Annotated in this window: 14 protein-coding genes, 4 pseudogenes and 1 CRISPR repeat array; of the genes and pseudogenes, 14 read left to right on the top strand and 4 right to left on the bottom strand. The window is 41.3% G+C overall.

Annotation, left to right across the window (positions count from 1 at the left end; genetic code table 11):
- Positions 1-83: 83 nt before the first annotated feature.
- From K4039_RS29520 to K4039_RS29510, 3 genes are all read left to right on the top strand, one after another.
- On the top strand, positions 84-1,406 hold the full coding sequence (locus K4039_RS29520) for a CO2 hydration protein (RefSeq protein WP_265240081.1): 1,323 nt from the start codon (positions 84-86) through the stop codon (positions 1,404-1,406).
- A gap of 183 nt (positions 1,407-1,589) precedes the next feature.
- Positions 1,590-1,796 carry a hypothetical protein gene (locus K4039_RS29515; protein WP_265240080.1) on the top strand — a complete coding sequence of 69 codons (207 nt, stop codon included), beginning with the start codon at positions 1,590-1,592 and terminating at the stop codon, positions 1,794-1,796.
- A 487-nt stretch (positions 1,797-2,283) separates the two neighbouring features.
- Positions 2,284-6,330, top strand: a complete 4,047-nt coding sequence (locus K4039_RS29510; RefSeq protein WP_265240079.1) for a Calx-beta domain-containing protein — start codon at positions 2,284-2,286, stop codon at positions 6,328-6,330.
- A gap of 433 nt (positions 6,331-6,763) precedes the next feature.
- A CRISPR array of direct repeats spans positions 6,764-7,603; the repeat unit is 44 nt; unit sequence AAATATCAGACATTAAACCCCTGACATCTCTGACTAACCTAACT.
- Positions 7,604-7,746: 143 nt separating this feature from the next.
- Here K4039_RS29510 and K4039_RS29505 read toward each other — a convergent pair.
- A complete protein-coding gene (locus tag K4039_RS29505) occupies positions 7,747-8,094 on the bottom strand; it encodes a hypothetical protein (protein ID WP_265240078.1) in 348 nt (115 codons plus the stop codon).
- 100 nt (positions 8,095-8,194) lie between these two features.
- On the bottom strand, positions 8,195-10,648 hold the full coding sequence (locus tag K4039_RS29500; protein WP_265240077.1) for a GH116 family glycosyl hydrolase: 2,454 nt from the start codon (positions 10,646-10,648) through the stop codon (positions 8,195-8,197).
- Between the two features lie 138 nt (positions 10,649-10,786).
- Between K4039_RS29500 and K4039_RS29495 the strand changes: the two genes are divergently transcribed.
- Positions 10,787-11,839 (top strand): DUF262 domain-containing protein, encoded by a 1,053-nt coding sequence (locus tag K4039_RS29495; protein ID WP_265240076.1) that lies wholly within the window; start codon positions 10,787-10,789, stop codon positions 11,837-11,839.
- Positions 11,840-11,862: 23 nt separating this feature from the next.
- Positions 11,863-12,846 carry a hypothetical protein gene (locus K4039_RS29490; RefSeq protein ID WP_265240075.1) on the top strand — a complete coding sequence of 328 codons (984 nt, stop codon included), beginning with the start codon at positions 11,863-11,865 and terminating at the stop codon, positions 12,844-12,846.
- 30 nt (positions 12,847-12,876) lie between these two features.
- Here K4039_RS29490 and K4039_RS29485 read toward each other — a convergent pair whose 3' ends face one another.
- A complete protein-coding gene (locus tag K4039_RS29485) occupies positions 12,877-13,422 on the bottom strand; it encodes a gamma carbonic anhydrase family protein (RefSeq protein ID WP_265240074.1) in 546 nt (181 codons plus the stop codon).
- A gap of 106 nt (positions 13,423-13,528) precedes the next feature.
- Between K4039_RS29485 and K4039_RS29480 the strand changes: the two genes are divergently transcribed.
- The 9 genes and pseudogenes from K4039_RS29480 to K4039_RS29440 form a co-directional block, all read left to right on the top strand.
- Entirely contained in the window at positions 13,529-14,038 is a 510-nt protein-coding gene (locus K4039_RS29480; RefSeq protein WP_265240073.1) for a TIGR02652 family protein, read from the top strand.
- Between the two features lie 160 nt (positions 14,039-14,198).
- Positions 14,199-14,636, top strand: a complete 438-nt coding sequence (locus tag K4039_RS29475; RefSeq protein WP_265240092.1) for a VOC family protein — start codon at positions 14,199-14,201, stop codon at positions 14,634-14,636.
- A gap of 214 nt (positions 14,637-14,850) precedes the next feature.
- Entirely contained in the window at positions 14,851-15,702 is an 852-nt protein-coding gene (locus K4039_RS29470; protein ID WP_265240072.1) for a sulfotransferase, read from the top strand.
- A gap of 427 nt (positions 15,703-16,129) precedes the next feature.
- Positions 16,130-17,527, top strand: coding sequence for a sulfotransferase family protein (locus tag K4039_RS29465; protein ID WP_265240071.1), 1,398 nt, complete (start codon positions 16,130-16,132; stop codon positions 17,525-17,527).
- Between the two features lie 5 nt (positions 17,528-17,532).
- Positions 17,533-17,962, top strand: a pseudogene (locus tag K4039_RS29460) (transposase); the annotation flags it as partial.
- Between the two features lie 234 nt (positions 17,963-18,196).
- A complete protein-coding gene (locus K4039_RS29455; protein WP_265240070.1) occupies positions 18,197-20,203 on the top strand; it encodes a heavy metal translocating P-type ATPase in 2,007 nt (668 codons plus the stop codon).
- A gap of 71 nt (positions 20,204-20,274) precedes the next feature.
- Positions 20,275-21,195, top strand: coding sequence for a vitamin K epoxide reductase family protein (locus tag K4039_RS29450; RefSeq protein WP_265240069.1), 921 nt, complete (start codon positions 20,275-20,277; stop codon positions 21,193-21,195).
- Positions 21,196-21,664: 469 nt separating this feature from the next.
- Positions 21,665-23,342 (top strand): annotated as a pseudogene (locus K4039_RS29445) (IS1634 family transposase).
- 284 nt (positions 23,343-23,626) lie between these two features.
- Positions 23,627-24,313, top strand: a pseudogene (locus K4039_RS29440) (ISKra4 family transposase); the annotation flags it as partial.
- A gap of 225 nt (positions 24,314-24,538) precedes the next feature.
- Here K4039_RS29440 and K4039_RS29435 read toward each other — a convergent pair.
- A pseudogene (locus K4039_RS29435) lies at positions 24,539-24,692 on the bottom strand (ISAs1 family transposase); the annotation flags it as partial.

Below are 24,692 nucleotides of genomic sequence, written 5' to 3'. Positions count from 1 at the left end.
TTTCTGACTGCCTGTGCGTAAGCCCTAGGCCTAATTCCAAATATTTCTAAATAGTCAAATTCATTCAAACCAAGGAACAAACAATGGTACAAACACCTACTAAACCAGCAACTAAATTGCCTCCTTCCAAGCACGAATTTGCCGAAGTAATTCACAGACTGGAAGCTGGCGGCGCGATGATTCCAGATACGCCGGAAAATCTGATGCAAATCATCGCGATTTGGAAGGCCTACGCGGTGCCGATGGACTTCTACTGGCGGGATTTACTTTACATCGCCGAACGGGTATTTTTACACCCGCTGCCCTTCTTTAAATACTTCTTACCCCAGGAGTATTTAGATTTGCAAAATCACTATTCAGGTGATGGTGCAGATTTACGGATTTGGCGGGGGACTGGAAGCGCACACCCGGAACTTTTGGAGTTCATGGAAAATGGTGAAACTGGCAAAAAGTCGCGACTGTTTCACCATTTGTGGCACGATCGCATTAACATGGAATTTGCCGAAGAGGTCATGAGGTCGATGCTTTGGCACCGGGGGATGTACGTGCCTGTCAATCAGTTTGACCCTTATCTCGACAGCGACGAATACAAAGCTAATGCCGATCGCGCCATTAAAGCTTATTTCAAAAAAGACCCGTTCATGCTGGCTATGCACAAAGCATTCCCCGAAATGTTTTTAGAACAGTGCCGCCAGATGTCTTATTACAGCAATCTCGGCTTGTTTTGGGAAGTCATGGCCCCGGTGTTTTTTGAAGTTTCCGACTTGTACGACGAAGGCAAAGTTACCACTGTCCCGCAGGCGATGGATTTCATCACAAATGGCATATTTGCGATCGCAGGTCGTCCGATTTACCACCACGTTGTCATCGACGGCGAAACCTACGAAATAATCCCGAAATCTAAAGGTTTTACTTGGCTGTATGAAGCAGCGCTACCCTATGTAGAAGCTATATTTTACCGCACTTCGCCGTTCCGGGGAACCAAATCGTACAACGCGCAAGCCAGGGAAGTTCCCGACGATCAAAAAGACTTCCACTACGGAGTTTTGTATGCAGATAAATTCCCGGTAGGAACTGCTGGAATTCCGCCGACTTTGCTAGCACAAGATATGCTGCACTTCCTGCCGCCTTATTTGATGGATTTCTACAAACAGCGGTGTCGTGGCGAAGATGATATCCTAAATCAAATTGGGGTGACGTTCCAGCGATCGATGTACTGCGTTACTTCGGGGGTTATTCAAGCTTTGCGGGTTGCGCTATTATATCCTTTGGATGACCCAAATCCGAAGCATTTGAAGGCGAATCGGGCGTTTTTCGAGTCTCAGATCGATCGCTTCTGCCGCCCAGAATACGGCATGAAATATGCGGCGAAGTTGAAGAACATTCAGACTTCGGATTACAGATAGTCAGTTGACAGTTGACAGTTGACAGTTGTCAGTTGACCTTTTGCAAAAATCGCAAACAATCTTGAAATACATCTGCGTTAATCTGCGTTAATCTGCGGTTTCTATCTCTAATCTAAGATTTGTGCAAGATATCTACTGACTACTGACTGCTGACTACTGACTACTAACTACTGATTAATTACAATGAACAGCAAAAATCTAGCTAAATATATTGAAGCAACCGACGGAATTTCCAAACCGTGGCTGTTGGTGCAACTGCGACTGAAAAAACTGCAAGAAAGGCGATCGGACATTTCTGCTGAAGAATATATCACAGAACTTGCGGAACTTCACCAAGATTTAATGAATCTGGGCGAATGGTGGGTGGGAATCGAAAATGAAGTGTTTTAATTCGTTAGCGATGCAAACACGATATAGTTTGTTAGTCATTTTTGATATGCGGCTAATTAGCCGCATATCAAAAATTATATAAATAAAATTTATTGATGTAACCGGATGCTTGACATTATAAATTTGATTGGCTAAATTCAACTTATAGTATTTTTCCTTAGTTCATATAAATTATCAGTAGGAGTGCGTTAACAGTTGACAGTTGACAGTTGACAGCGAAGTTTTTAGGCAGGGGATTTAAGTCCCAGCCTAAAAACAATCCATCTAAAGGTGGGGGCTTAAATCCCCTGTGATGCAGGTTAAGTTGTGAATCATCTATCCGCACCTCTGGTATGGTGCGTCATATCCTCACATTTTCTCCATATTTCAAGCGAACGGTCTGACGCTAGGGTAAAATACGAAATATTCACCTACTTGAATGTTGCAAGCTGGTGAATGTTTTTGGCACATTTTATCGGATTTTTATCTCTAATTTAGGTGCATCTAAATGGGACAGATAATTATTAACGAATTCCGGCGCGCTACCGGAGACTTGACTGGCAATGAATATGTAGAGTTACTGCTAACAGAAGATGTAAGTGCAACTCAGCTTCAGAGCTATTTTGTGGGCGACTCAACTCTTCCAACAACAGCCAAATATTCAGCTTACCAATTTACGAATATGGCGAGTATTGCTCCTGTGTTTAAAGCAGGAACAATAATTGCGATCGGCGGTTCAACCGCCAATCAAGAGATTGCCTACAACCCCATACCGTCGGGAACAAATAATGATTGGAACATTCGATTGAGCCTTGAAGGTGGATTTTTGACAAAGCTGCTCCCCGTGGGAAATTTTGATGGGGATTTCGCAGCTTCAGATGTTGTTTATGTTGATAATACTAGCACTACAAACTTCAATACAGTAGATGCGATCGCCTGGAGGACATCGGGAACCCACGGAGCCTTTGGGAGTGCCGCTAAGGTTCAAATTTCCGCACCAAACAACGGGGGAATTGTCGAGTTTTCTAGCGCTATTAGCGGTGTCAGCGTCACTGCTAATTATGCTGTGAATAGTTCCAGTTCCTTGGGTTTGCCCAACGGCGGAATTAATACTATTTATATTAATAGTCTCCGCAACCCGCAGCTCAACAGCGCTCCAATTTTTGTAAATCCTGTTAATACGCAGATCGCAATTGATGAAGACACAGCCAATGCAGCTAACACGGGCTTTAGTATTTTCAACACCTCTAGCGAGTTAGGAAATGACGCGAATGGCGATGCTTTGGGTGTCGCAGTTACCGCCGCAGACAATACTAACGGCAACTGGCAATTTTCAACTAACGGCAATACTTGGACAAATTTCGGCACAGTGTCGGAAAGTTCAGCAACAGTGCTCGGCTTGACTCCTCTTTATAATGGCTTACTTGGTAACACTCCCAGTTCTCAAAATTGGCTGTCTTTGACTAATTTAAATCCCGCTTCTCCGACTGTTCTTGCTTCAGAAATATTTAGCGGGAATGGAGCTAATTTAAACAGCACTGATGCTAATAGTATTTATGCTGGCTACACAGTAAATCCTTTGAATTCGTCATTTACTACGCTCGATCGCAATTCTGGCTTTAGCCTATCTTTTGATCTGCAAATCATCTCGGAATCCCGCACGAATCAAAATCGAGCTGGTTTTAGCATTGTTGCGGTTACTAGCGATCGCAAAGCAATTGAAATCGGTTTCCAGCAACTATCTGCAACTTCCGGCAATATTTTTGCCCAAGGCGACAACATTACTCCGAATCCAGGCGGACAAACTAATGGCTTATTTGTTGCTGCTGAAAATGTTGCTTATAACACTAATCTTGCTACTAACTATACTCTGAAAATTCTAGGCGACAATTACTTTATTTCCGACAGCAATAATGTTATACTTACCGGCCCGCTGCGAGATTATGCTACATTTACTGGCGCGATCGATCCTTATGAAACTCCTAATTTTCTATTCCTTGGTGACGACACAACCTCGGCGCAAGCTAACATTAACTTGACGCGGGTTTCACTGCAAACGCCTGGGAAAGTCCGGTTTGTACCCAACCCAGATTATTACAGTACCACTGGAAGTGAACCAAAAATTACGTTTCGGGCGTGGGATGGAAGTAACGGAGTGGGTAACGGTACTTCGGGGGTTAATGCTTCAGTTACTGGGGGAACAACACCGTTTAGCACTAATAGTTTGACATATTCGATCGCAGTTAATGCAGTCAACGATGCACCTGGGTTTGTCAAAGGGGGCGATCGCACTTTTAGCAGCAACTCCGGCGCGCAAACCATCCCCGGATGGGCGACGGCGATTTCTCCGGGCCCCGCCAACGAATCGGGACAAACTGTGGCTTTCCAAGTAGTCGGAAATGACAATGCTGCTTTGTTTAGCGTACCACCTGCGATCGACTCGGCGGGCACTCTAACCTTTACACCGGCGCCAGGGGCGATCGGCAGTGCTAATATCACTTTAAACCTGAAAGATAATGGCGGTATAGATAACGGTGGTGTCGATAGTTCGGCTAACCAAACTTTCAGGATAAACCTCAATAATCCAGGCACATTTAACTTCAGCAACGCCAATTATATCGTTAATGAAAATGGTAATTTTGCCACAATTACCGTTACTCGCACTGATCCTAGTAATGCGGCTGCTGCTGTAAATTATAGCACAAGTAATGGCACTGCTAATTTTGGAATCGACTATAACCAAACATCGGGAACCTTAAATTTTGAAATTGGTGAAACTGCTAAAAATTTCACCATTAAAATTGTAGATGATTCGGAAATAGAAGGCAATGAAACTGTTAATTTAATCCTGAAAAATCCCACGAATGAAGCCGATTTAGGAGCGATTTCTAGTTCTGTTTTGACTATTGTAGATACCACTCCAATTCCGACTCCAATTCCGACTCCGACACCAATTCCGACACCGATTCCGACTCCGACTCCTGCGGAAACTCCGACGCCAATTCCGACTCCAACTCCTGCGGAAACTCCAATTCCGACACCAACTCCAACTCCTGCGGAAACTCCGACGCCAATTCCGACTCCAACTCCTGCGGAAACTCCGACGCCAATTCCGACTCCAACTCCTGCGGAAACTCCGACACCAATTCCGACTCCGACTCCGACACCTGCGGAAACTCCGACGGCGAAACCAGTTGCGACTCTAACTCCTGCGGAAACTCCGACACCAATTCCGACTCCGACTCTAACTCCTGCGGAAACTCTGAAGGCGAAACCAGTTTCGACACCAACTCCTGCGGAAATTTCAATTCCGACACCAATTCCAACTCCAACTCCTGCGGAAATTTCAATTCCGACACCAATTTCGACTCCAACTCCTGCGGAAACTCCAATTCCAACGGCTAAACCTGGGGAAATTGCGATCGCAAATCCGAATTATGCGATCGCCCAAACCGAAACTTCCCAACCTGCGCTAATTCCTGCTGTTTCGGAAGACTGTATGTGCGATCGAATCAATTTACCCGATCGCGCTGCCATTCTCCGCCCCAATATCCCTGAAAACATCCTCAGCGGTACAAACAGCAGGGATTCCCTCACCGGTAGCCATATTAATGACAGCATCAACGGTTTTAATGGCAGCGACTTGCTAATGGGCTTATTGGGTAGCGATAATATTTACGGTGGTTTTGCTAGCCCGGTTGCTGTGGGCGCGGATGTAGATAGCGACACCATATTTGGTAACGAAGATCATGACTACATCGTCGGGCACGCTGGGAATGATGTTATTTATGCCGGGAAACATGACGATCGGGCGATCGCAGGCAAAGATCATGACGTAGTTTGGGGCGACAAAGGCAACGATACTTTGCTTGGGGATGAAGGGGGCGATCATTTATTTGGCGGCACTTCTGACTCGTCTGAGGGCGACTTAACAGGAAAAGATTTGCTTTTTGGGGATAACGGCAACGACGTTTTGTACGGGCAAGAAAGTGAAGATACTCTTGTTGGTGGCGAGGGAAATGATACCATCTACGGCGGCAAAGGTAACGATCTAATTTGCGGCGAATCTGGCAACGATTTGCTGTTTGGAGATTTGGGAAGTGACACCATCTGTGGCGGCGATGGCGACGATACAATTTTCGGAGATATTGAGAATATCGCGACGGATGCTAGCAGTCAGAAAGATTATTTGTGCGGCGGTAACGACAACGATCTAATTTTTGGCGGTGGAGATGCGGATCAATTGTGTGGCGGTGAGGGTAACGATACTCTGTGGGGCGGTAACGGTGATGATACTTTGATTGGGGGAAGCGGGCGCGATTACTTTTGCTTGACTGCGGCGGAAGGTGGCGATGTTATTGTTGATTTTAGGCAAGGTGAGGATTTATTGGTTTTGATGGGAGGCTTAAAGGGCGATCGCATCAGCATTCTCCAAGAAAACACTACAACCTTAATCAAAATTGCCAACACAGATAAAATCTTAGCTACTCTCAACGGCGTACCAGCTAATCTCATCACTCAACAAGATTTTATCGTAATTGACTTTGGTTCGTAGTGAGGACTTTAGTCCTTCTTCACTTGCGTAAGCGATGTTATCATGAATTCACTCAGAGAGTTTCTAGAAAAACTGGGATGAACGCCAAATGTTAGAAAAGCTTTTAAGTAACAGGAATTTGTCTCTAATTGCGAAGCGGTATGGTTGGCAGTGTATCGTCTTCAGCCTGTCTTTAATTCTAATTCTTAGCGGATGCAGATTGCCCCAGGCTGTCAGGCAGCAGACACCGACAGCAGACAGATTGCCTGCGTCGGTTGCCCAGCAAACACCGACAGCAAACTACAAAACTTTTACCGATTGGTGTGCCAATAAAGTTAATTTGAACCCAGAGGCTAGAATTACTGTTGATGCGTTGTTGAAGGAAGCTGGAACTAATGAGTGCCAACCAGCTAACCAGAAGCTTTCAAGTCTCCCTCAACTCTACCTCGCTGGCAATAAAATATCAGACATTACACCCCTAAAATCTCTGACCAACCTCACTTACCTGTACCTCGCTGGCAATAAAATATCAGACATTACACCCCTAAAATCTCTGACCAACCTAACTTTCCTTGAACTCTTACAAAATAAAATATCAGACATTACACCCCTAAAATCTCTGACTAAACTAACTGCTCTCAGTCTCAGTAGCAATGAAATATCAGACATTACACCCATAAAATCTCTGACTAAACTAACTGCTCTCAGTCTCAGCGTCACTAAAATATCAGACATTACACCGCTGAGATCTCTGACTAAACTAACTAAACTCGACCTCGGTGGCAAGGAAATATCAGACATTACACCCCTGACATCTCTGACTAAACTAACTGAGCTCGGTCTTAGTGGCAATGGAATATCAGACATTACACCCCTGACATCTCTGACTAAACTAACTTTCCTGAACCTCGGTGGCACTAAAATATCAGACATTACACCCCTAAAATCTCTGACTAAACTAACTGCTCTCGGTCTCAGCAGCAACGAAATATCAGACATTAAACCCCTGACATCTCTGACTAACCTAACTTCCCTCATCCTTAGCGGCACTAAAATATCAGACATTAAACCCCTGACATCTCTGACTAACCTAACTTCCCTCATCCTTAGCGGCACTAAAATATCAGACATTAAACCCCTGACATCTCTGACTAACCTAACTTATCTCGCTCTCACAAACAATCCAATATCAGACATTAAACCCCTGACATCTTTAACTAACCTAATTGAGCTCATTATTAGAGACACTAAAATATCAGACATTACACCCCTGACATCTCTGACTAAACTAACTAAACTCGACCTCGAAGACAATCCGATCGCAAATAAAACCTGCCCCCTCAAACCAGAGTCTATCTGTCAGTTTTAACGGCTGGGGAAGAGTGCGCCACGGAATTTTTAGCAGGAAGTACGATCGCACTTACACACAACCAATCCCTAAAAAGACCGTTTTGACAGTGATTCGCTGTGACTCGTTAACTCTGGTTTCAAGGAAATTGGCAAAAACACTAACACATCCAAATACCACCACCAGCGTTGAGGAGGAATAGCTTCAGCTTTTCTGATGTCAGCTAAATTGACAAAGCGCGACAACTCATGATAAAAATCATTTACATTTTCAATTAATTGGCGATCGCCCTTGGTGAGTAACGTCTTTTCGGCTTCACTCAAGTCAGATTCAATTTCTACGAGGCGATCGCGAATTTGAAGCATTTCCAAGTGTTCTGCACCGCTGACATCAGGAAACTCAACACTAACACAATAGTTTTTTAACACAGAATTCATAAGCAACCAGATTTATCCAACTGGTTCGCAATCAAGACTTCAGTCCTTCCTTAGCTTAACTCAAGAAAGGACTGAAGTCCGAACGATCGAACCTAATTCCCTATTTAAAACCAGTCAACACCCCATAAATTGCCCAAATCGCCATCGCCCGCAAATAGTGACTCGCCCGAAAAGTCCCGCCCGCCGTAATAGCTTCCGGCGTGCGAAACTGCAACCCATTCTCATAAATCTGCCTCACCACCGCATCAGTCAACTTAAACGCCTTATCCTCCATTCCCATCTGTACCAAAAAAGCCGCCAACCCAAAATTAATCCCCGTCCAAACTTCCAAAGGATGAGTCGCGTTCGGATTTTCCGGCGCACCGTTTAGCATTACTCCATTCGCCGCCCCAAACTCGCCGTCATTGAACTTTAAAAAACAAGATTTATACACAGTTTCTAAAGCGCTGACAGCACATTCTGGCGGCACAATATCCGGCAATCCTAACAATTTTGCGTAAAATTGACCGCACAATTGGTCTGCCATCACTACTTCCGAATTACTCTCGCTATCCAAACGGTAATATTGACCGTTCCACAGTTTTTCCTGATAGTTCGGTCTTGCTTGTAGCAGCCAACTGTGATATAATGCAATCTTTGCTTGGGGATTGGGAATTATTTCGGGTGCTGCATCTTCTAAGACTTCGCCGATCGCGATCGCAGCTTCCAGCGCCGCCAACCACAAACCCCCGCAATACGCACTAATCCCCCGCATTTGCCAATCATCAAACGTCTGATCCGGCGCACCCGAATTCTCAGGAATGCCGTCCCCATCCTCATCAAAAGTTTTTAGATAAGCCAAAGCCTCAACAATGGCAGGCCAACAATCTTGCAAAAACTCACAATCTGTGCTACCAGTCAACAGAAAATCCCGATAAACCTGCAACACAAAATCGCAAGGTAAATCCTTCCATAAATTGCAATCTTGATAGCTAGTATAATTCGTTTTCTCCCAAGGATGTTCGTTGGGAGCACCCAAATCGTGCGGTGTCGAACCGACAGCTTTTCTAATAGCCGCAGATTGATTCCAGCCAACAACTCGCGGAGTATCGTCTCCCGTCGAAATTGCCCTCGCAAAGGCAATCATTACCGACTTTTCCAATTCAGGCCACAGCATCAACAAAGCAAAAGAACCGTACAGTCGCACGTCTAAACTTTCGTACCAGCGGTAATCAATGCACTCCAAAACCCCAAATTGACCCTTGGGATCGCGTTCATCCGCCGCAGTCCAAAGAGTACCGCCGTCAGTCAAAATGTACAACTCATTAAACAGCGCCATTTTGAAACTGTCGGACAAATCTGTACGTTCTAAAATGGGTTTTTGCCAAGCTTCAATACTTTCGCGCCAAGTATCGGAATGCTTCATCGCGGTACGAATAATCGGCCAAACATTTTTGCCATTCCGTCCGAAGAAATCAGTATAGCGGCGGTAGTAAGAAACTCCCGATGCAAACTCAGTAACTGGCAAATCCCAAGCTAAAATAAAGGGAATTTTGCGAGTTTTGCCTGGTCTAATTGTAAACCGAACTGCGATCGCACAAGCCAACCGTTCCCCTGCGGCGGCGGCTGTCTCATCTCTGTCATCCAACAAGAAACCTTCACTAGAAAAGTGTCGCCAAATATCCTCGCCATTCCCCACCGGATTCCAGCGAGTTTGATAGAATACTTCTACCGCCGGATTGGTAATAGTTGCGATCGCCCACTGTCCCTCCCCCTCTTGTGGCTGATCGTTAGCACTCAACCGCGCCATCACGCAACCAATTCGGTGAAAATCTTCCACAAACAAATTCAAATTTCCGGCACTTTCTCCCCACCGGGGTTGATAGTCATAAAATGGACTACCATCATCTCGCACCATGACTTCCGGCGACTTGTTAGCATTAGTAAACCAGCCGACAATATTCTCCCAAGTCAGCATGATGCTGAGAGTAATCGGCGCATCTGTAGGATTGTGCGCCACCCATTCAAACATCGCAACTGGGTAACTGGTTTCTTGATAATTATTCGGCAAAATTGGCGAAAATTGCTCGCAACTTAATTGAGCCTCAAACACATTTTCATAAACAAACCAACTACGCGGATACAAAGCATGATAAGTCCCAGAATTTGACTCTTCTCCCGTTAGTTCTTCATCTTCCCTTCTCCCTTCTTCCTTCTTCCTTCTTCCTTCAGAAGGATACCATTTCCAATTAGACAAACTGCCATCTTTTGGCGGTTCTGCGGACAGTGCATAGGCTTGTTTTTTGCCTTTTGTTTCTTCAAAAACGCTGAACTGACAAGCGGGTAAACTGCGAAAAATATGCTCGCCACCGTCGATGTGCCAGAGGTTGAAGTCGCCGCGGGGCGATCGCCCGATGCAGCCAGCCCCGAAGCCACCCAGAGGCATTCCGTGCCAGGGCCCGTCGTCGAGATTGCTTGCATAGCGGACTGTATAGGGATTCTCCCAACCGAGGCCGATGGGACGTTTCCAGGTATGCGGAGGGATGTTTGGGTTAGATGTGCGATCGTTATTCATGGGATTTATCTTAGCGCGCGATCGGGCTTAACAATCCTAATTGTTAATAAATTTATCTTTTTAGCCAAATTGGCTCTTATACCAATGAATATAGTGTATAATAAAAATTATCATTCCAGCCTATTACAAAAAAAATAAATGAGTAGAACTATTAATTTTCAGACAGTTTCTTGGTTTTGGGATCTCTACACAAGACATCTGCTCGATCTTGAACCACCTTATCAAAGACGAAGTGTTTGGAATCAAGAATACAAAGATTTTTTTATTGATACTGTACTCAATGAGTATCCTGCCCCCGCCATTTTCTTATATCAAGAAATAACTCCTGAAGGTGTCTCTAAGTATGGTGTAGTCGATGGAAAGCAAAGGTTATCCACTTTATTTAGCTTTGCTGAAAAAAAGTTTCCAGTAAGTGAAACAGCAACTATTACACGAATCCGAGGAAAATATTTCACAGACTTAGAGAATGAATTCAAGCAAAAATTTTGGAAATATCAATTTGCTGTTGAATATGTCCAATCCGACGATGAAGTAATTATCAATAATATATTTGATCGTATTAATCGTAATGTTAGTAAATTAACACCTCAAGAACTTCGTCACGCCAAGTTTAGTGGAATATTTATTACTACGGTAGAAGATTTAACTGACTGGATGATTTCCGTTTTACCACAAAATTTTCCTTCAATTCCTCTCAAAGCAAGACAACAAATGAAAGATGTAGAATTTGTAACTCTACTTTTACTTTTGTTAGAGGAAGGAGTCAAATCATATCGTCAGGATGATTTGGATAAAGCTTTCAATGAAAGAGATTTAGTGTGGGAAGAACGAGATGAAATAGAAGCTCAATTTAAAAAAAATATTGAATTAATAAAAGAGCTTTTAAATCAATGTCCTTCCAATGTAAACATATGTAAAACGCGACTAAAAAATCAAGCAGATTTTTATTCATTGTTTGGTGCAGTATCAGAGTTAAATACTGACTCACAATTACAAATTACTTCCGAGGTTTGTAATAGAATAGATGTTTTTTTTAAATCATTAGATTCTCCTGAAACAAGGATAAATATTCCCGAAGTTCAAGATTACTGTGATGCCATTTCAACCTCATTAGGTTCAGCAGGAATTAACAAAAATAAAACCCGTATTAATATCTTAAAATCCGTCATTTCAGGAACTGTCAATCTATAATTAACTGGTGAATTATCAAACTTATGATTTATCCTCCTATTTTAGACCGCCAGTATCAACAATATCATCCCCTGGTTGAAGAAGTTGCAAAGCGAGTCAAATCAACCATGATGAATTTTTGTGATAACAAAGGATATGCACTGACTTCTAGAATTAAAACTATTGAATCTTTAGCGGAAAAAATCGAGACAGGTAGATTCAATAAATGGTCTGAATTAAATGATTTATTTGCTTGTACAGTCATTATACCAAGTCTATCACAAGAACAAGAAGTGATGAAATTTTGTCAAAATACTTTTAAGACCCAAAAAACTGTAAAAAGAGGACAGAATAAAAAATCTCCAGATATTTTTATATTTGATTCAACCAGAATTTATGCTCAGTTAAGAAGACCAGAAGATACAGATTTAGATAATTTGTTAAGTATATTTGACATTGTGTTTGAAATTCAAATAAAAAGTGCTTTTGAACACGCCTGGGCAGTTTCAACCCATGATTTGGTTTATAAAGGTTCTAAAGTTGATTGGAAAAGAGTTCGCTTAGCTGCACAAATTAAAGCTACTGTTGAACAACTAGATACAGTAATTATGGCATTTGACCAAATAGCTCCTACTATGCAAGATAATGATTATCCTGAAATTAAAAGAAAGTGTCAAATAGCTGTTGCTACTCAAGAGCTATTTGCTCAGCAAAAAATTCCCCAAGAACTTCAACCAAAAGATATAACTCGTTTTTGCGATAACTTATATGGTGTGATTGTGAGCGCTAAACAAGAGGACAAAGTTCAAGACGTTATTAAATCTATTAGAAAAAAAATTAATTCAACACCAAGCAGGCAAATTCCTCGTAGTATTTCCTTATTACAATATTTTTTAGCGATTTTAGTAGAAGACAAAATTATAGTTTTGCCTTTAGACAAGCATTGTTTTCACATAACAGAAGAATTGATTGCGCTGTATCCAATTTTTCGAGACAGCGTTAATTCTATGTTTCAATATGATATTTGATTGTTTTAAGACAAACCCGATCGCCCTTCCTTACGCAAATCCCAAATCAGAACCTTTCCCCGCGTGAACCAAAGCCAACTTTTCGTAACGCTTAGCGTGTTCCACCAACTCCTCAGATTCCTCCTCAGACAAGTCTCGCAGCCGCTTCGCAGGCACTCCCGCAACCAGCGTTCGAGGGGGAACGTCCTTCGTCACAACCGCCCCTGCACCGACGATCGACCCTGTGCCCACTCTCACTCCATCTAGGACGATCGCCCCAATCCCGATCAAACACCCCCGTTCAATGTAAGCTGAATGAATCACCGCTCGGTGTCCGACAGTCACAAAATCTTCCAAAATAGTCGGTTTTCCCGGATCGCCGTGCAGAATTGCTCCATCTTGGATATTGGTACTTTTGCCGATCGCAATTCGCTCTACATCCCCCCGCACCACCGCCCCGTACCAGATACTCGCGCCCGCAGCCACTTCTACCCTGCCGATGACAACAGCGCTAACAGCGACAAAAGCAGCTTGGGAGAGATCCGGCAATGGCCAATAGGCAGGATTTGCAGGCAAAGGTTCGTTGAGATTACTCATCTTTTTGGTCGATCGCGATACTTCTAGCAGATTAGCTGGTTGTTAATACGGGATATAATAAAACTATTTGCCACGTTTGCAGATAAATATGCTGGGACGCAAATAAATGATTGAATTTGCCTTGCAATACCCGATGTTTGGCCCGGAAATTCAGTGTCCCCACTGCCGCCAAACAATTCCGGCTCTAACCCTCACGGATACATATTTGTGCGTGCGTCACGGGGCATTTGAGGCAGATCCAAAAACGGGGGAACTTGTTCATCTTCAGTCTGGGCGGCACTGGCGCCGCTGGGAGGATGAATGGTATCGCCAGCACACCCACCCCGACGGGATTCGGTTTGAAATTCACGAAGCGCTCGATCGACTTTATACTCAAGGCTATCGAGCAACTCGCGTGATCGTTGCTCAACGCTATCGGGACTTAATCAGCGCTTATTTGGAACGCAGCACGCCTTGGCGGGGCCAACCGGATTCGCCGCGTCCAAAGCTGTACGGTTTACCTGTGGATTTTAGCCCAGATCCCCAGGAGGAGCCTTGCTGGGAAGTGATTAATTTTGATTTGGAAAAAGAGCCGGGAGTTCCTACTAGATATCCCTATTTTCGGTTGTTTGAATAATCATTGGTCAGTAGTCAGTAGTCAGTTGTTATTGGTTATTTGTTATTGGTTATTTGTTATTTGTAGCAACTACCAACTACCAACTATCAACTATCAACTGCCAACTGCCAACTGTCAACTGTCAACTGCCAACTGTCAACTGTCAACTGTCAACTGCCAAATGCACCACGCCTCGATCCGCACTGCTAACATTCACCGGGCGATCGCCTTTTACGAACAGTTAGGATTTACTGTGAGCGATCGCTTTACCACAGGTTACACCTTAGCCTGTTGGATGGAAGGTCTTAACGGACGCATCGAACTAATCCAAATCCCGGAACCAAAACCCGCACCCGATGCTTTCGCAGACGAGCATTATGTGGGATATTATCATTTATCCTTCGATTTAACTGAGGCGACGACAGACTTACCTAGGTGGTTGCAGTCTCTCAAACAGCGGTTTGAGGAAGCTGCTAAAGACCAACCAAACCAATTTCAAGCTTTGAAAGTTTTATTAGAACCGACTCAACAGGCGATCGGGCAAAATGTTTACGAAGTAGCTTTTATTGCCGATACAGACGGATTACCCTTAGAGTTTATCCGGCGGATGAATAGCTAATTAAGTCAGAGTTGAAACACTTCAGAAATCCTATCAGCGTGCATCTGTGTTCATCTGCTGATATCTGCGGTTAAAAAATCCGGCGTTGCTGATTTACAGTATGAAAGGCTAAATATGCCCGTCATAGAAACCAGTATTCACAAAGCGTTTGGATTTTCAACTTATTTTTTTCATACCCTGATTAAGCAACACCCAATTTATCTATTACAGCGATATGGTGCTAAATTCTGGATCAAGAATCAATCAAAAGGTTTGTTTTATCTGTGGCGCTGGTCACTCTGGCTCTACGCTTCTAGGACTTATACTGGGAAGTCATCAGGATTGTTTCTACTCGGGAGAGGCAAGGAAAGCCAGATTCATGCAAAATACAAACTACCCCATAAAAAGAACTTGCAACATTTGTGGTATCAATTGTCCAGTTTGGAAAGATTTTATTACTAGCACTCACCTAGACTTATACGAACAAATATCGCTCAAAACACAAAAGCCAATTGTAGTTGATTCTACAAAAAACACTTCTTGGCTAGAAGAACAAATAGCCACTATTCAAAAAACATCTTCCCAACCTTTTTTGATATTTATCCAAAGAGATGGGCGGGCAGTTATCAATTCCCGCACCAGAAAATATCCTCAAAAAAATGTCAAAGAAATAATTAATGATTGGAAGGAACTCATCAATGAAACCCAAGAATTGTACCGTCATTTTAATGGTAATAAAATTAAGATAAAATATGAAGATCTTGCCACAAATGTAGAAAGTGTCATCAGAACGCTTTGCGATTTTTTGGAAATAGACTATCAACCCCAAATGGTTAAATATTACCAGCACGAACATCATCCAGTAGGAGGAAACAACGGAACGAAGTTTTTAATAGTAAAGGCTCAACACAAAAATACAGAAGAGTTTTTACCTAATGTATCAAAGGGTTGCTCAGATTATTACCAAAATCATGGTTTAGAAATTACTTTAGATTTGCGTTGGCGTCAAGAACTTGACCCTACTGTGGAGCGTTTATTTGAACAAATTGCCGATAAAGAAAACGAAGAATTGAAATGGGAGGTGTAGCATCGAACCAACTTTTGATATTTCTCAGACCTCTTCTCAACTCAAAATTGTTCGGAGTATTGTAAATTTGCTATGAAAATTCTGCTATTAAGCGTTCACCCTCCACAAGGAGGTGGCTCATAGCAATTCACTATTAATCTGCACTTAATAGACCTCTTGCAAAAATAATTAGGACGATGCTCAGAGCCCATCCCACAATTTTTTTTTCTTTTGGGATTGGCTTCTAGCCCGTCCGAAAATTTGATTAAAAAGACTTATGCAAGAGGTCTAATATGTCGCTTGTTACATAACTTTTAAGAATTGGTACAAGTTCACACCATTATCATAAATTTACAGAAAAATCAAGCACTTGACTTCTGATTTTTCTGGTGATAGTATAATTTATCAGCTTTCCAAGTTAAAAACTCAGGCTTGGAATTAGAATACCATGAAAAAAATCGATTTAGTTTTTAGAACTGTTGGCGAAAGAACATCCCAAATAGCCCTAGACCTAGCCATCAAAAATATTCAGCCTCGTCAAGTTCATATTATTGAAAATGTTAAACCTTTTGCCCACGCTGTTCAGCAAATGCTGAAGATGAATTACGATTGTGATTTTGTTGTCTTCATGGATGCTGATTGTTTAATTATGGAGGATATGTCTCCTTTCCTTACCAGAAATAGTTTGCCATACGTAGACTGTTATGTTCTTGATAAATTCAGAGGTCATATTCATTGTGGTGTACATATTACTAGAATTGATGTAATCAGAGAAATGCAAGCAATTAAAGTACCTGATAATGATGCTAAATATGTGTTAAGACCTGAATCAAGAACTCGTGCACTGGTACTAAAAAAACTGAAGCTAAAAAAAGCATTTAAGAAATTTAACATTATCCATGACTTTTTTCAATTCTATCACCATATTTTTGCCAAATGTGCTTTGAGAGAACTGAGAAGTCGCCAAGATTATCATCAAGCTAAATTAACTATTTGTCAGGAAGATTGGGGAAGACAAGAAAAAGATTTAGATTTTTTGGTTGCTAAATTTGGTGTAGATTCTGCAAGAAAATATATTTCAAAGCAGGCAAGTCAGCCGGAAATTGCTAGGTTTATTGAGAATTTACCAAATATTGCTCTCCGCGAACTTAAGCAAATGAATATTTTGGAAAAAGCTCCTTTGACGTTAGCCGAAACTATAGAATTTTCTAGTAAAATTATTATTCAAAGACCCATGATAAGTAAAAAGATGAAAGTTTTTGGAATTGGCTTGAGTCGCACGGGAACTAAAAGCTTAACAATGGCATTAAATATGCTAGGGATTAATGTTGTTCATTATCCTGATGATGAGACAATTTTACAAGACCTGATGGCTGCTAAGTATGACTTTTCGATTCTCAATGATTATGATGGGATTACAGATATAACGGTAGCTCCTTTTTATTCTCAGTTAGATAAATTATTTCCTGATAGTAAGTTTATCTTAACCGTGCGTAATAAATCATGTTGGTTAAAGTCTTTAGAAGCTCACTGGTCAAAGAGGTCTGCGTTTGATTTCGATCCTAGTAATGAGACTAAGATGCAGATCAGAAGATTATTAAGAGCGGCTGTTTATGGTACTTATGCGTTTAATGAAGATAGAATGTCTTATGTTTATGATTTACATTATAGAAATGTGCTTGAATATTTTAAAGACCGTCCAGAATCTTTGTTAATTATTGATGTTTGTGATGGCGAAGGATGGGAAAAGCTCTGTCCATTTTTCAATTTACCTATATTAGAAGAACCTTTTCCTTGGATGAAGAAGAAAACGGTTTTGACCGAAATATTGTCAGGGGTGAAGTGATTTTGCTATATCGAACGCAGGAAAATCGAGATTGGTGCAAAGAAAGAGGAATTAGGATGAGTGGCGTTCCTCTAGGAAGACCCAAAAAATATTAGCAAGTCAAAGAAGAAACAAGCTCAGTCAGACGAGAGAATTCGTAACTCAATTGAAGGAAAATTTGGAGAAGCTAAAAGAAGATTCAGCCTTGGTAGAGTCATGGCTAAACTTTCTAATACTTCTGAAACAACCATCGCCATAACTTTTATGGTGATGAATCTTTCTGCCCTGGTACGGCAGGCTTTTTGACTTTTTTTATGTCTATTTCACAACAAAAACCTTTTTTCATGTTTTCTGCCTGTGACGATTAGCACAGATTATGTTCTCTTAACAATACTTAAAAAAATGGGTAGACAGAAACCGGGTTTTTTCACCAAAATACTCGCCAAAAACCCTTAATCTCGCTGAAAAATCCGGTTTTTTGAGCTTTGTGTATCAGCCATCTAATTACTTCCCCGCAATTGAGAATAGTTATTATTATTAGTTAGTTGTAACAGTCACTACCAATTTAAGAATATTTTTCTGAAAAATAGCTAGACTTTGAGTTAAAAATCTAGTATATTGTCCTCTTGAACCATATAATGTGAACATCTATTCATACTATCAGGCGTAAGCAAAAACCCAGAAAACACCATGCAAAAAGCCAAATCAAGCGATTCCGGTTGCTGTAGTCACGACGCACACCACGAACACAGCCATGAGAATCATAACCATGACCATGACCACGACCACGGTCACGACCACGACCACGGTCACGACCACGGCAACGGAGATTTCAACCTCAAGCAAGAATTGATTCCTGTTATATCAGTTGTTTTACTATTTATCGGAGGTTTAATATTTGAAGAAAAACTGCACAACACGCCCTATTCTATAGCCGAATATCTGGTTTTCATCCCCGCCTATCTTTTGAGTGGATGGAATGTTTTAACCAGTGCCGGCCGCAACATTCTGCGAGGTCGAGTATTTGATGAAAATTTTTTAATGACTGTGGCAACACTGGGGGCTGTAGCCATTCACAAACTTCCAGAAGCAGTCGGCGTGATGTTGTTTTTCAAAATCGGAGAACTCTTCCAAGAATTTGCCGTAGGGCGATCGCGTCAATCGATCAAATCGCTCTTAGAGATCCGCCCAGACAGCGCCAACCTCAAAGAAAATGGTGACATCAAAAAAGTTTCGCCCGAAACCGTAGCCGTCGGCGAGATCATCCTTGTCAAACCAGGCGAAAAAATCCCCTTAGACGGTGAAATTATCGACGGCAATTCTCAAATTGACACGTCTGCACTAACTGGAGAATCAGTACCTCGAACAGTGAAAGTTGGAGAAACAGTTTTAGCAGGAACAATTAACCAGACAGGAGTTCTCACCGTCAAAGTTACCAAAATATTCGGTGAATCTTCAATCTCCCGAATTCTGGAATTAGTAGAAAATGCCAGAAGCAAAAAAGCTGAAACTGAAAAATTTATCAGCAAATTTGCCAGTTACTACACGCCTTTTGTAGTATTTGCATCATTAGCAGTGGCTTTAATTCCGCCTTTGTTCATTTCAGGAGCAACTAATGCCGATCGCCTTTTGTGGGTGTACCGCGCCCTAGTCTTGTTAGTTATTTCCTGCCCTTGCGGATTAGTGATTAGCATTCCTCTCGGATACTTCGGGGGAATTGGTGGTGCAGCCAAGCGCGGTATTTTGGTGAAAGGCTCGACTTTTCTCGATACTTTGACAGCAGTCAAGACAGTTGTTTTGGACAAAACAGGAACTCTGACAAAAGGAGTTTTTAATGTTGCAAAAATTGTGCCTCAAAATGGTTTTTCACAATCTGATTTGATGGCAATGGCTGCCAAGGTAGAATCTCAATCAAATCACCCAGTCGCGAAATCTATTCTGGAAGCTTACGGCGGAAAAATAGATTCTTCGGAGGTGACAGATTACGAAGAAATAGCGGGACACGGCATCCGAGCCAAAGTGAATAATCAAATTGTGCTTGCCGGAAATGACCGTTTGCTACACCGAGAAAACATCCCTCACGATGTTTGCAATGCTGAGGGTACTGTCGTACATTTAGCGGTAGACAACCGCTACGCTGGCTATATTTTAATTGCTGACGAGCTGAAGGAAGACGCAGTACAAGCTATTCGTGACCTCAAGAAATTGGGTGTGGAGCGCATCGTGATGCTCACAGGAGACAATCAAGCTGTAGCCGATAGTGTTGCGAAAAAGCTCGGTTTAGATTCCTACATAGCTGAGTTATTGCCCGAAGGAAAAGTTGAGGCGATCGAAAAACTGATCGCCGAATCTAAAAAAGGCGATAAAATTGTCTTTGTCGGGGATGGAATTAATGATGCACCGGTTCTTGCTAGGGCTGATGTCGGCATAGCGATGGGCGGTTTGGGCTCCGATGCGGCGATCGAAACTGCTGACATTGTGATTATGGCCGATGCACCGTCTAAGGTGGCTGAAGCGATCCAAATTGCCAGGAAAACTCACAATATTGTCTGGCAAAATATCATTTTTGCGATGTCAGTCAAAGCGATATTTATTGGTTTGGGTGCTTTTGGTTTGGCGACAATGTGGGAAGCTGTTTTTGCCGATGTTGGGGTAGCTCTGGCAGCTATTTTCAATGCAACTAGAGTTTTGAAATAGAGAAATCGCAGCGTGTAAAATTTCATTTTACAACAATTGAGACATACATTCATTTTGAGGTCAAAAATACTATGCACCGTCAACGTTCTCTGCCCTGGATTTATCGATATTCTCGCCCGATCATGGCAGGAATTGCAAGTATTGGGGCTGCGATTACTGCTTATCTAACAGCCGTCAAGTTATCCCAAGGAGCGGTAACTTGTCCCATAGAAGGCTGCGATATCGTGCTTTCGAGTCCCTATGCCTATGTCTTTGGTTTGCCTCTTTCTTTGTTCGGGTTTTTGGGCTATTTGAGCATGATAATTTTTGCCGTAGCTCCCCTATTTGTCAATTCTTCAGCACAGAAGAGTCTCCGCTCTAAATTAGAGTCTTGGACGGGACTATTTTTGTTTGCTGGTGGCACAGCAATGATGATTTTTAGTGGCTATCTGATGTATGTACTGGCTGTTGATATCAAAGCAGCTTGTATTTACTGCATTGCGTCTGCTTTGTTTGCAACTAGCTTGTTTGTCTTAGCATTAATCGGTCGCGAATGGGATGATATCGGGCAGCTATTTTTGATCGGAATTCTGGTATCTATGTTAGTGTTGATTTCCTCTGCTGGTCTTTATGCCGATGTGAATAATCTCGGTACTGCCAAGGAGACAAGCATGAATACTACAACATCTTCTGGCACTTCTGAAATTGCTTTAGCGCAGCATTTAAAAAGAGTGGGAGCTAAAATGTACGGCTCTTATACCTGCTCTCACTGTCAAGCGCAAAAGGAAAGTTTTGGCAAAGAGGCGGCTCGAATTATCAATTATATCGAGTGCAATCCTCAAGGGAAAAATGCGAGACCTGATCTTTGCCAAGCTGCAAAGATTCAGGGTACTCCCGCTTGGGAAATTAACGGTAAGTTTTACGAAGGGCAAAAATCGTTGAATGAGTTAGGAGATTTATCTGGCTATCAGGGAAGTCGGGAATTTCAAAATCTCTCAAGTCAGAAACGTTGACCTGTCAACTGTCAACTGTTAACGGAATTGATCTGATTCGGAAAATAATACCATGCGAGAAAAGTATCCGCTCAATAAATCGGGGTAGACTACCTTGTTGGGAACGATTTTGCGATGTTTGAGGCTCTTAGTGAGCGATTTCCCCCGATTTATTGAGCGGATACCGAGAAAAAATGTTGCAACAATAAAATTGTTGGGCGGAGTGAAACGGAGGGTTGTTTCGTTCACCGAATGTGTAAGGTGCGTCGCTATTAGATTTTCGGCGTTGCTGATTTACGGTATGAACGGCTAAATAGGCAAATCATAAAAACTATTCTCCACAAAGCTTCTGGCCCACATTCCGCAGATATTCAGACAAATTTAATAATTTTAAATTTGGAGGCAGGAAACCCTGAAGTAAATACCTAGCAAAGATTTCAACTTTTGCTAAAATTAGATAATAGAGTCAGCAACCAAGGTGTAAAAAATCATGAATCAGCCCCAAGACGAAATTAAAGTCCTCAATATAGACCATTTAGGAATAATAGCCGGAATTATCGATGAAATGGAACTGGTAGAAATAGTGAATCAACAAGTGGGAATCAAATCAAAAGAGATGCTAACTCCTGGACAAGTAATGAAAGCGATGATTTTGAATGGATTAGGGTTTTTAAGCGCCCCTTTATACCTATTTGAGCAGTTTTTCGTCGGCAAAGCAACAGAACATCTCCGCCATCGAAGGAGTATTACCATCACATTTAAATGATGACCGACTAGCGAGAGCATTAGACAAATATTATGCAGTAGGCATAACACAACTATTTACAGCAATCGCCATAAAAGCCGCCGAAAAATTTCAAGTAAAAATGAATAGCATACATTTGGATGGAACTTCAATGTATGTACATGGAGAGTATGCAAAACCGTCAGAAAAAGGAGTAGATTCAGTCAAGATTGAGCCATTCGAGAAAATTCAAGAATCTGAGCCAGAATCAGAGATGAAAGCCATAGAGCTCAAACATGGATATTCGAGGGATCATCGACCAGACCTCAAGCAATTTATTATTGACATGATTTGTACAGGAGACGGAGACATACCATTATATCTCAAAATAGACTCAGGAAACATCGATGACAAAAGTGTGTTTGTAGAGCGATTAAAAGAATTCAAAAAATCCTGGACATTTGAAGGGATAAATGTAGCAGATAGTGCATTATACACCAAAGATAATATCATCGCCATGAGCGAAATGAAATGGATAACTAGAGTTCCTTTAAGTATAAAATTAGCTCAGGAGAAAATCTCAAATATCGAAGATAACGAATGGACAGAAAGTGAAATATCAGGACATAAAATAGCCGAAAGATCGAGTGATTATGGAGGGGTAGAGCAAAGATGGTTAATAGTAGAAAGTGAGGCGAGGAAAAAATCAAGTATTAAACAAATAAATAAGCAAGTAGAAAAACAAAAAGAAAAAGCAGAAGCCTCTCTACGCAAGCTATCTAAGCAAGAGTTTGCTTGCGAGCCAGATGCTAAAATGGCTATAGAAAAATTATCAAATTCATTCAAATATCATAAAATCAACAATATTCAATATCAAAAAACAGCCGAATATGAGCAATCAGGTAGACCAAGTAAATTGGCAAAGCCTACTCAAATCAATTATCGAATAACAGGTGAGTTAGAGACTAAATTAGAAGTAATTGAATCTGAAAAAACTCGGGCAGGCAGATTTATTTTAGCAACAAATGTTATCGATAAGAATGAATTGAGTAATGAGAACGTACTCAAAGAATACAAAGCGCAACAATCAACAGAAAGAGGATTTAAATTCCTGAAAGATCCGTTGTTTTTCACTTCAAGTGTCTTCGTAAAAAATCCTCAGAGAGTAGAAGCAATTGCCATGATAATGGGACTGTGTTTGTTGGTCTATACCCTAGCACAAAGAAAGCTTAGACAAGAATTGGAATCATCAGGAGTTTCGGTCAAGAATCAGGTGAAGAAATTAACAAATAAACCGACCATGCGGTGGATATTTCAGGTATTTCAGGCAGTACATTTGATCACGGTCAATGGGCACAAGCAAGTGAGCAATTTAACGGTAGAACATCGAAAAATTCTCTCTTGTTTAGGGACAGTCTGTCGTCAATATTATCTGATTATTTAATCAGGAGGATTTGACGTATTCAAATTGAGATACTTGTTGAGAAAAATAAATTGTTAGCCAATATAATTATTATATTGGTCGAAAAACCGATTTATTGGAGTGTATTGTCTAATAACTTGAGCAAGTTATTATTACGAAAAAAAGCTGGGATTCAACTTGAGATATTGTCTACTAATTTTCACAAAAAGTTGACACTAAAGTTAAAAAAGTTAGACTAAAAAAGTTTGATGGCTGTGATTTTTCAAAAATACCAGTAACATGAATCACATCTGCGGAATGTGGGTTATAGTCAATTCAGTCCACTGATGGAAAAATGCTGTCTTTTAATCAGTGCCAACGAATCTTATCAAATGGCAGAAAAAGATTTAGAGATTTTCACGGGGGTCAAAGTCTCTCATAGTACATTACAAAGATTAGTAAAACGACAAGAATTTGAATTACCTACATCTAAACAAGGAGTCCAAGAAATTACATTGGATGGCGGCAAAGTCAGGCTGCACAACAAATTCAAAGGCGAAGGGTGTTACTGGAAAGACTATAAAGCCGTTTGTTTTGATAACGTTTATTCGGGAGCATTTTTTCAAAACAATCAAGATTTAATTGATTGGACTAACAGCCAAAAATTGCTACATCCTATGTATTGTCTAGGAGATGGTCATGCCGGAATTTGGAAGATATTTCAAGAAATCGGAGATGTCGAACAAAGACAAGAAATTTTAGATTGGTATCATCTCAAAGAAAATCTTTACAAGATAGGAGGCTCACTAAAACGTTTAAAGCTAGCAGAAAATATGTTGTGGCAAGGCAAAATAGATGAAGTAATCAATCTATTTAAAGAAATGAAAAAAAAAGAATTTAAAACATTTTGTAACTATTTAGAAACCCATCGTTGTCGAATAGTCAACTACCAATACTATAAAGAAGAATCCATAAGTTCGATTGGTTCTGGAACAGTTGAATCAATTATTAAACCAGGGGGAACGCATCTTATTGAACGCTGTTCACCGGTGGTGAGTATATTTTAAGATAAATTCACTATTATTAAAAGCTATAAACACGCTTTGTAATGACTTTTAAGAGAAAAGAGGAACTGATTAATGGTAATTTTTACTTGCGGCAATTTTTGAGACAATAAAAAGCTTACAACCACTGTTTACAAGTTGTATAATAGTTAGTAATGAGTTGTTTGTGAGAATTTAGTTGACTGAAATAGCGAGGATTTTAGTCAAATACTCATCATCCCACCCGGCTCGAAGTCGCTTGTTCTTTGCTCCAGTTTTTGAGGTTTTTTCTTGATTTAAAAGATTGAGAGAGATATGTCTAAGAATCGCAAAATTTTGCGGAGCATTA

Source organism: Lyngbya sp. CCAP 1446/10, from assembly GCF_026130175.1.
Classification (GTDB): Bacteria; Cyanobacteriota; Cyanobacteriia; order Cyanobacteriales; family Microcoleaceae; genus Microcoleus.
The sequence above is the reverse complement of the archived record's forward strand: the minus strand, read 5'-3'. Positions and strand labels throughout refer to the sequence as shown.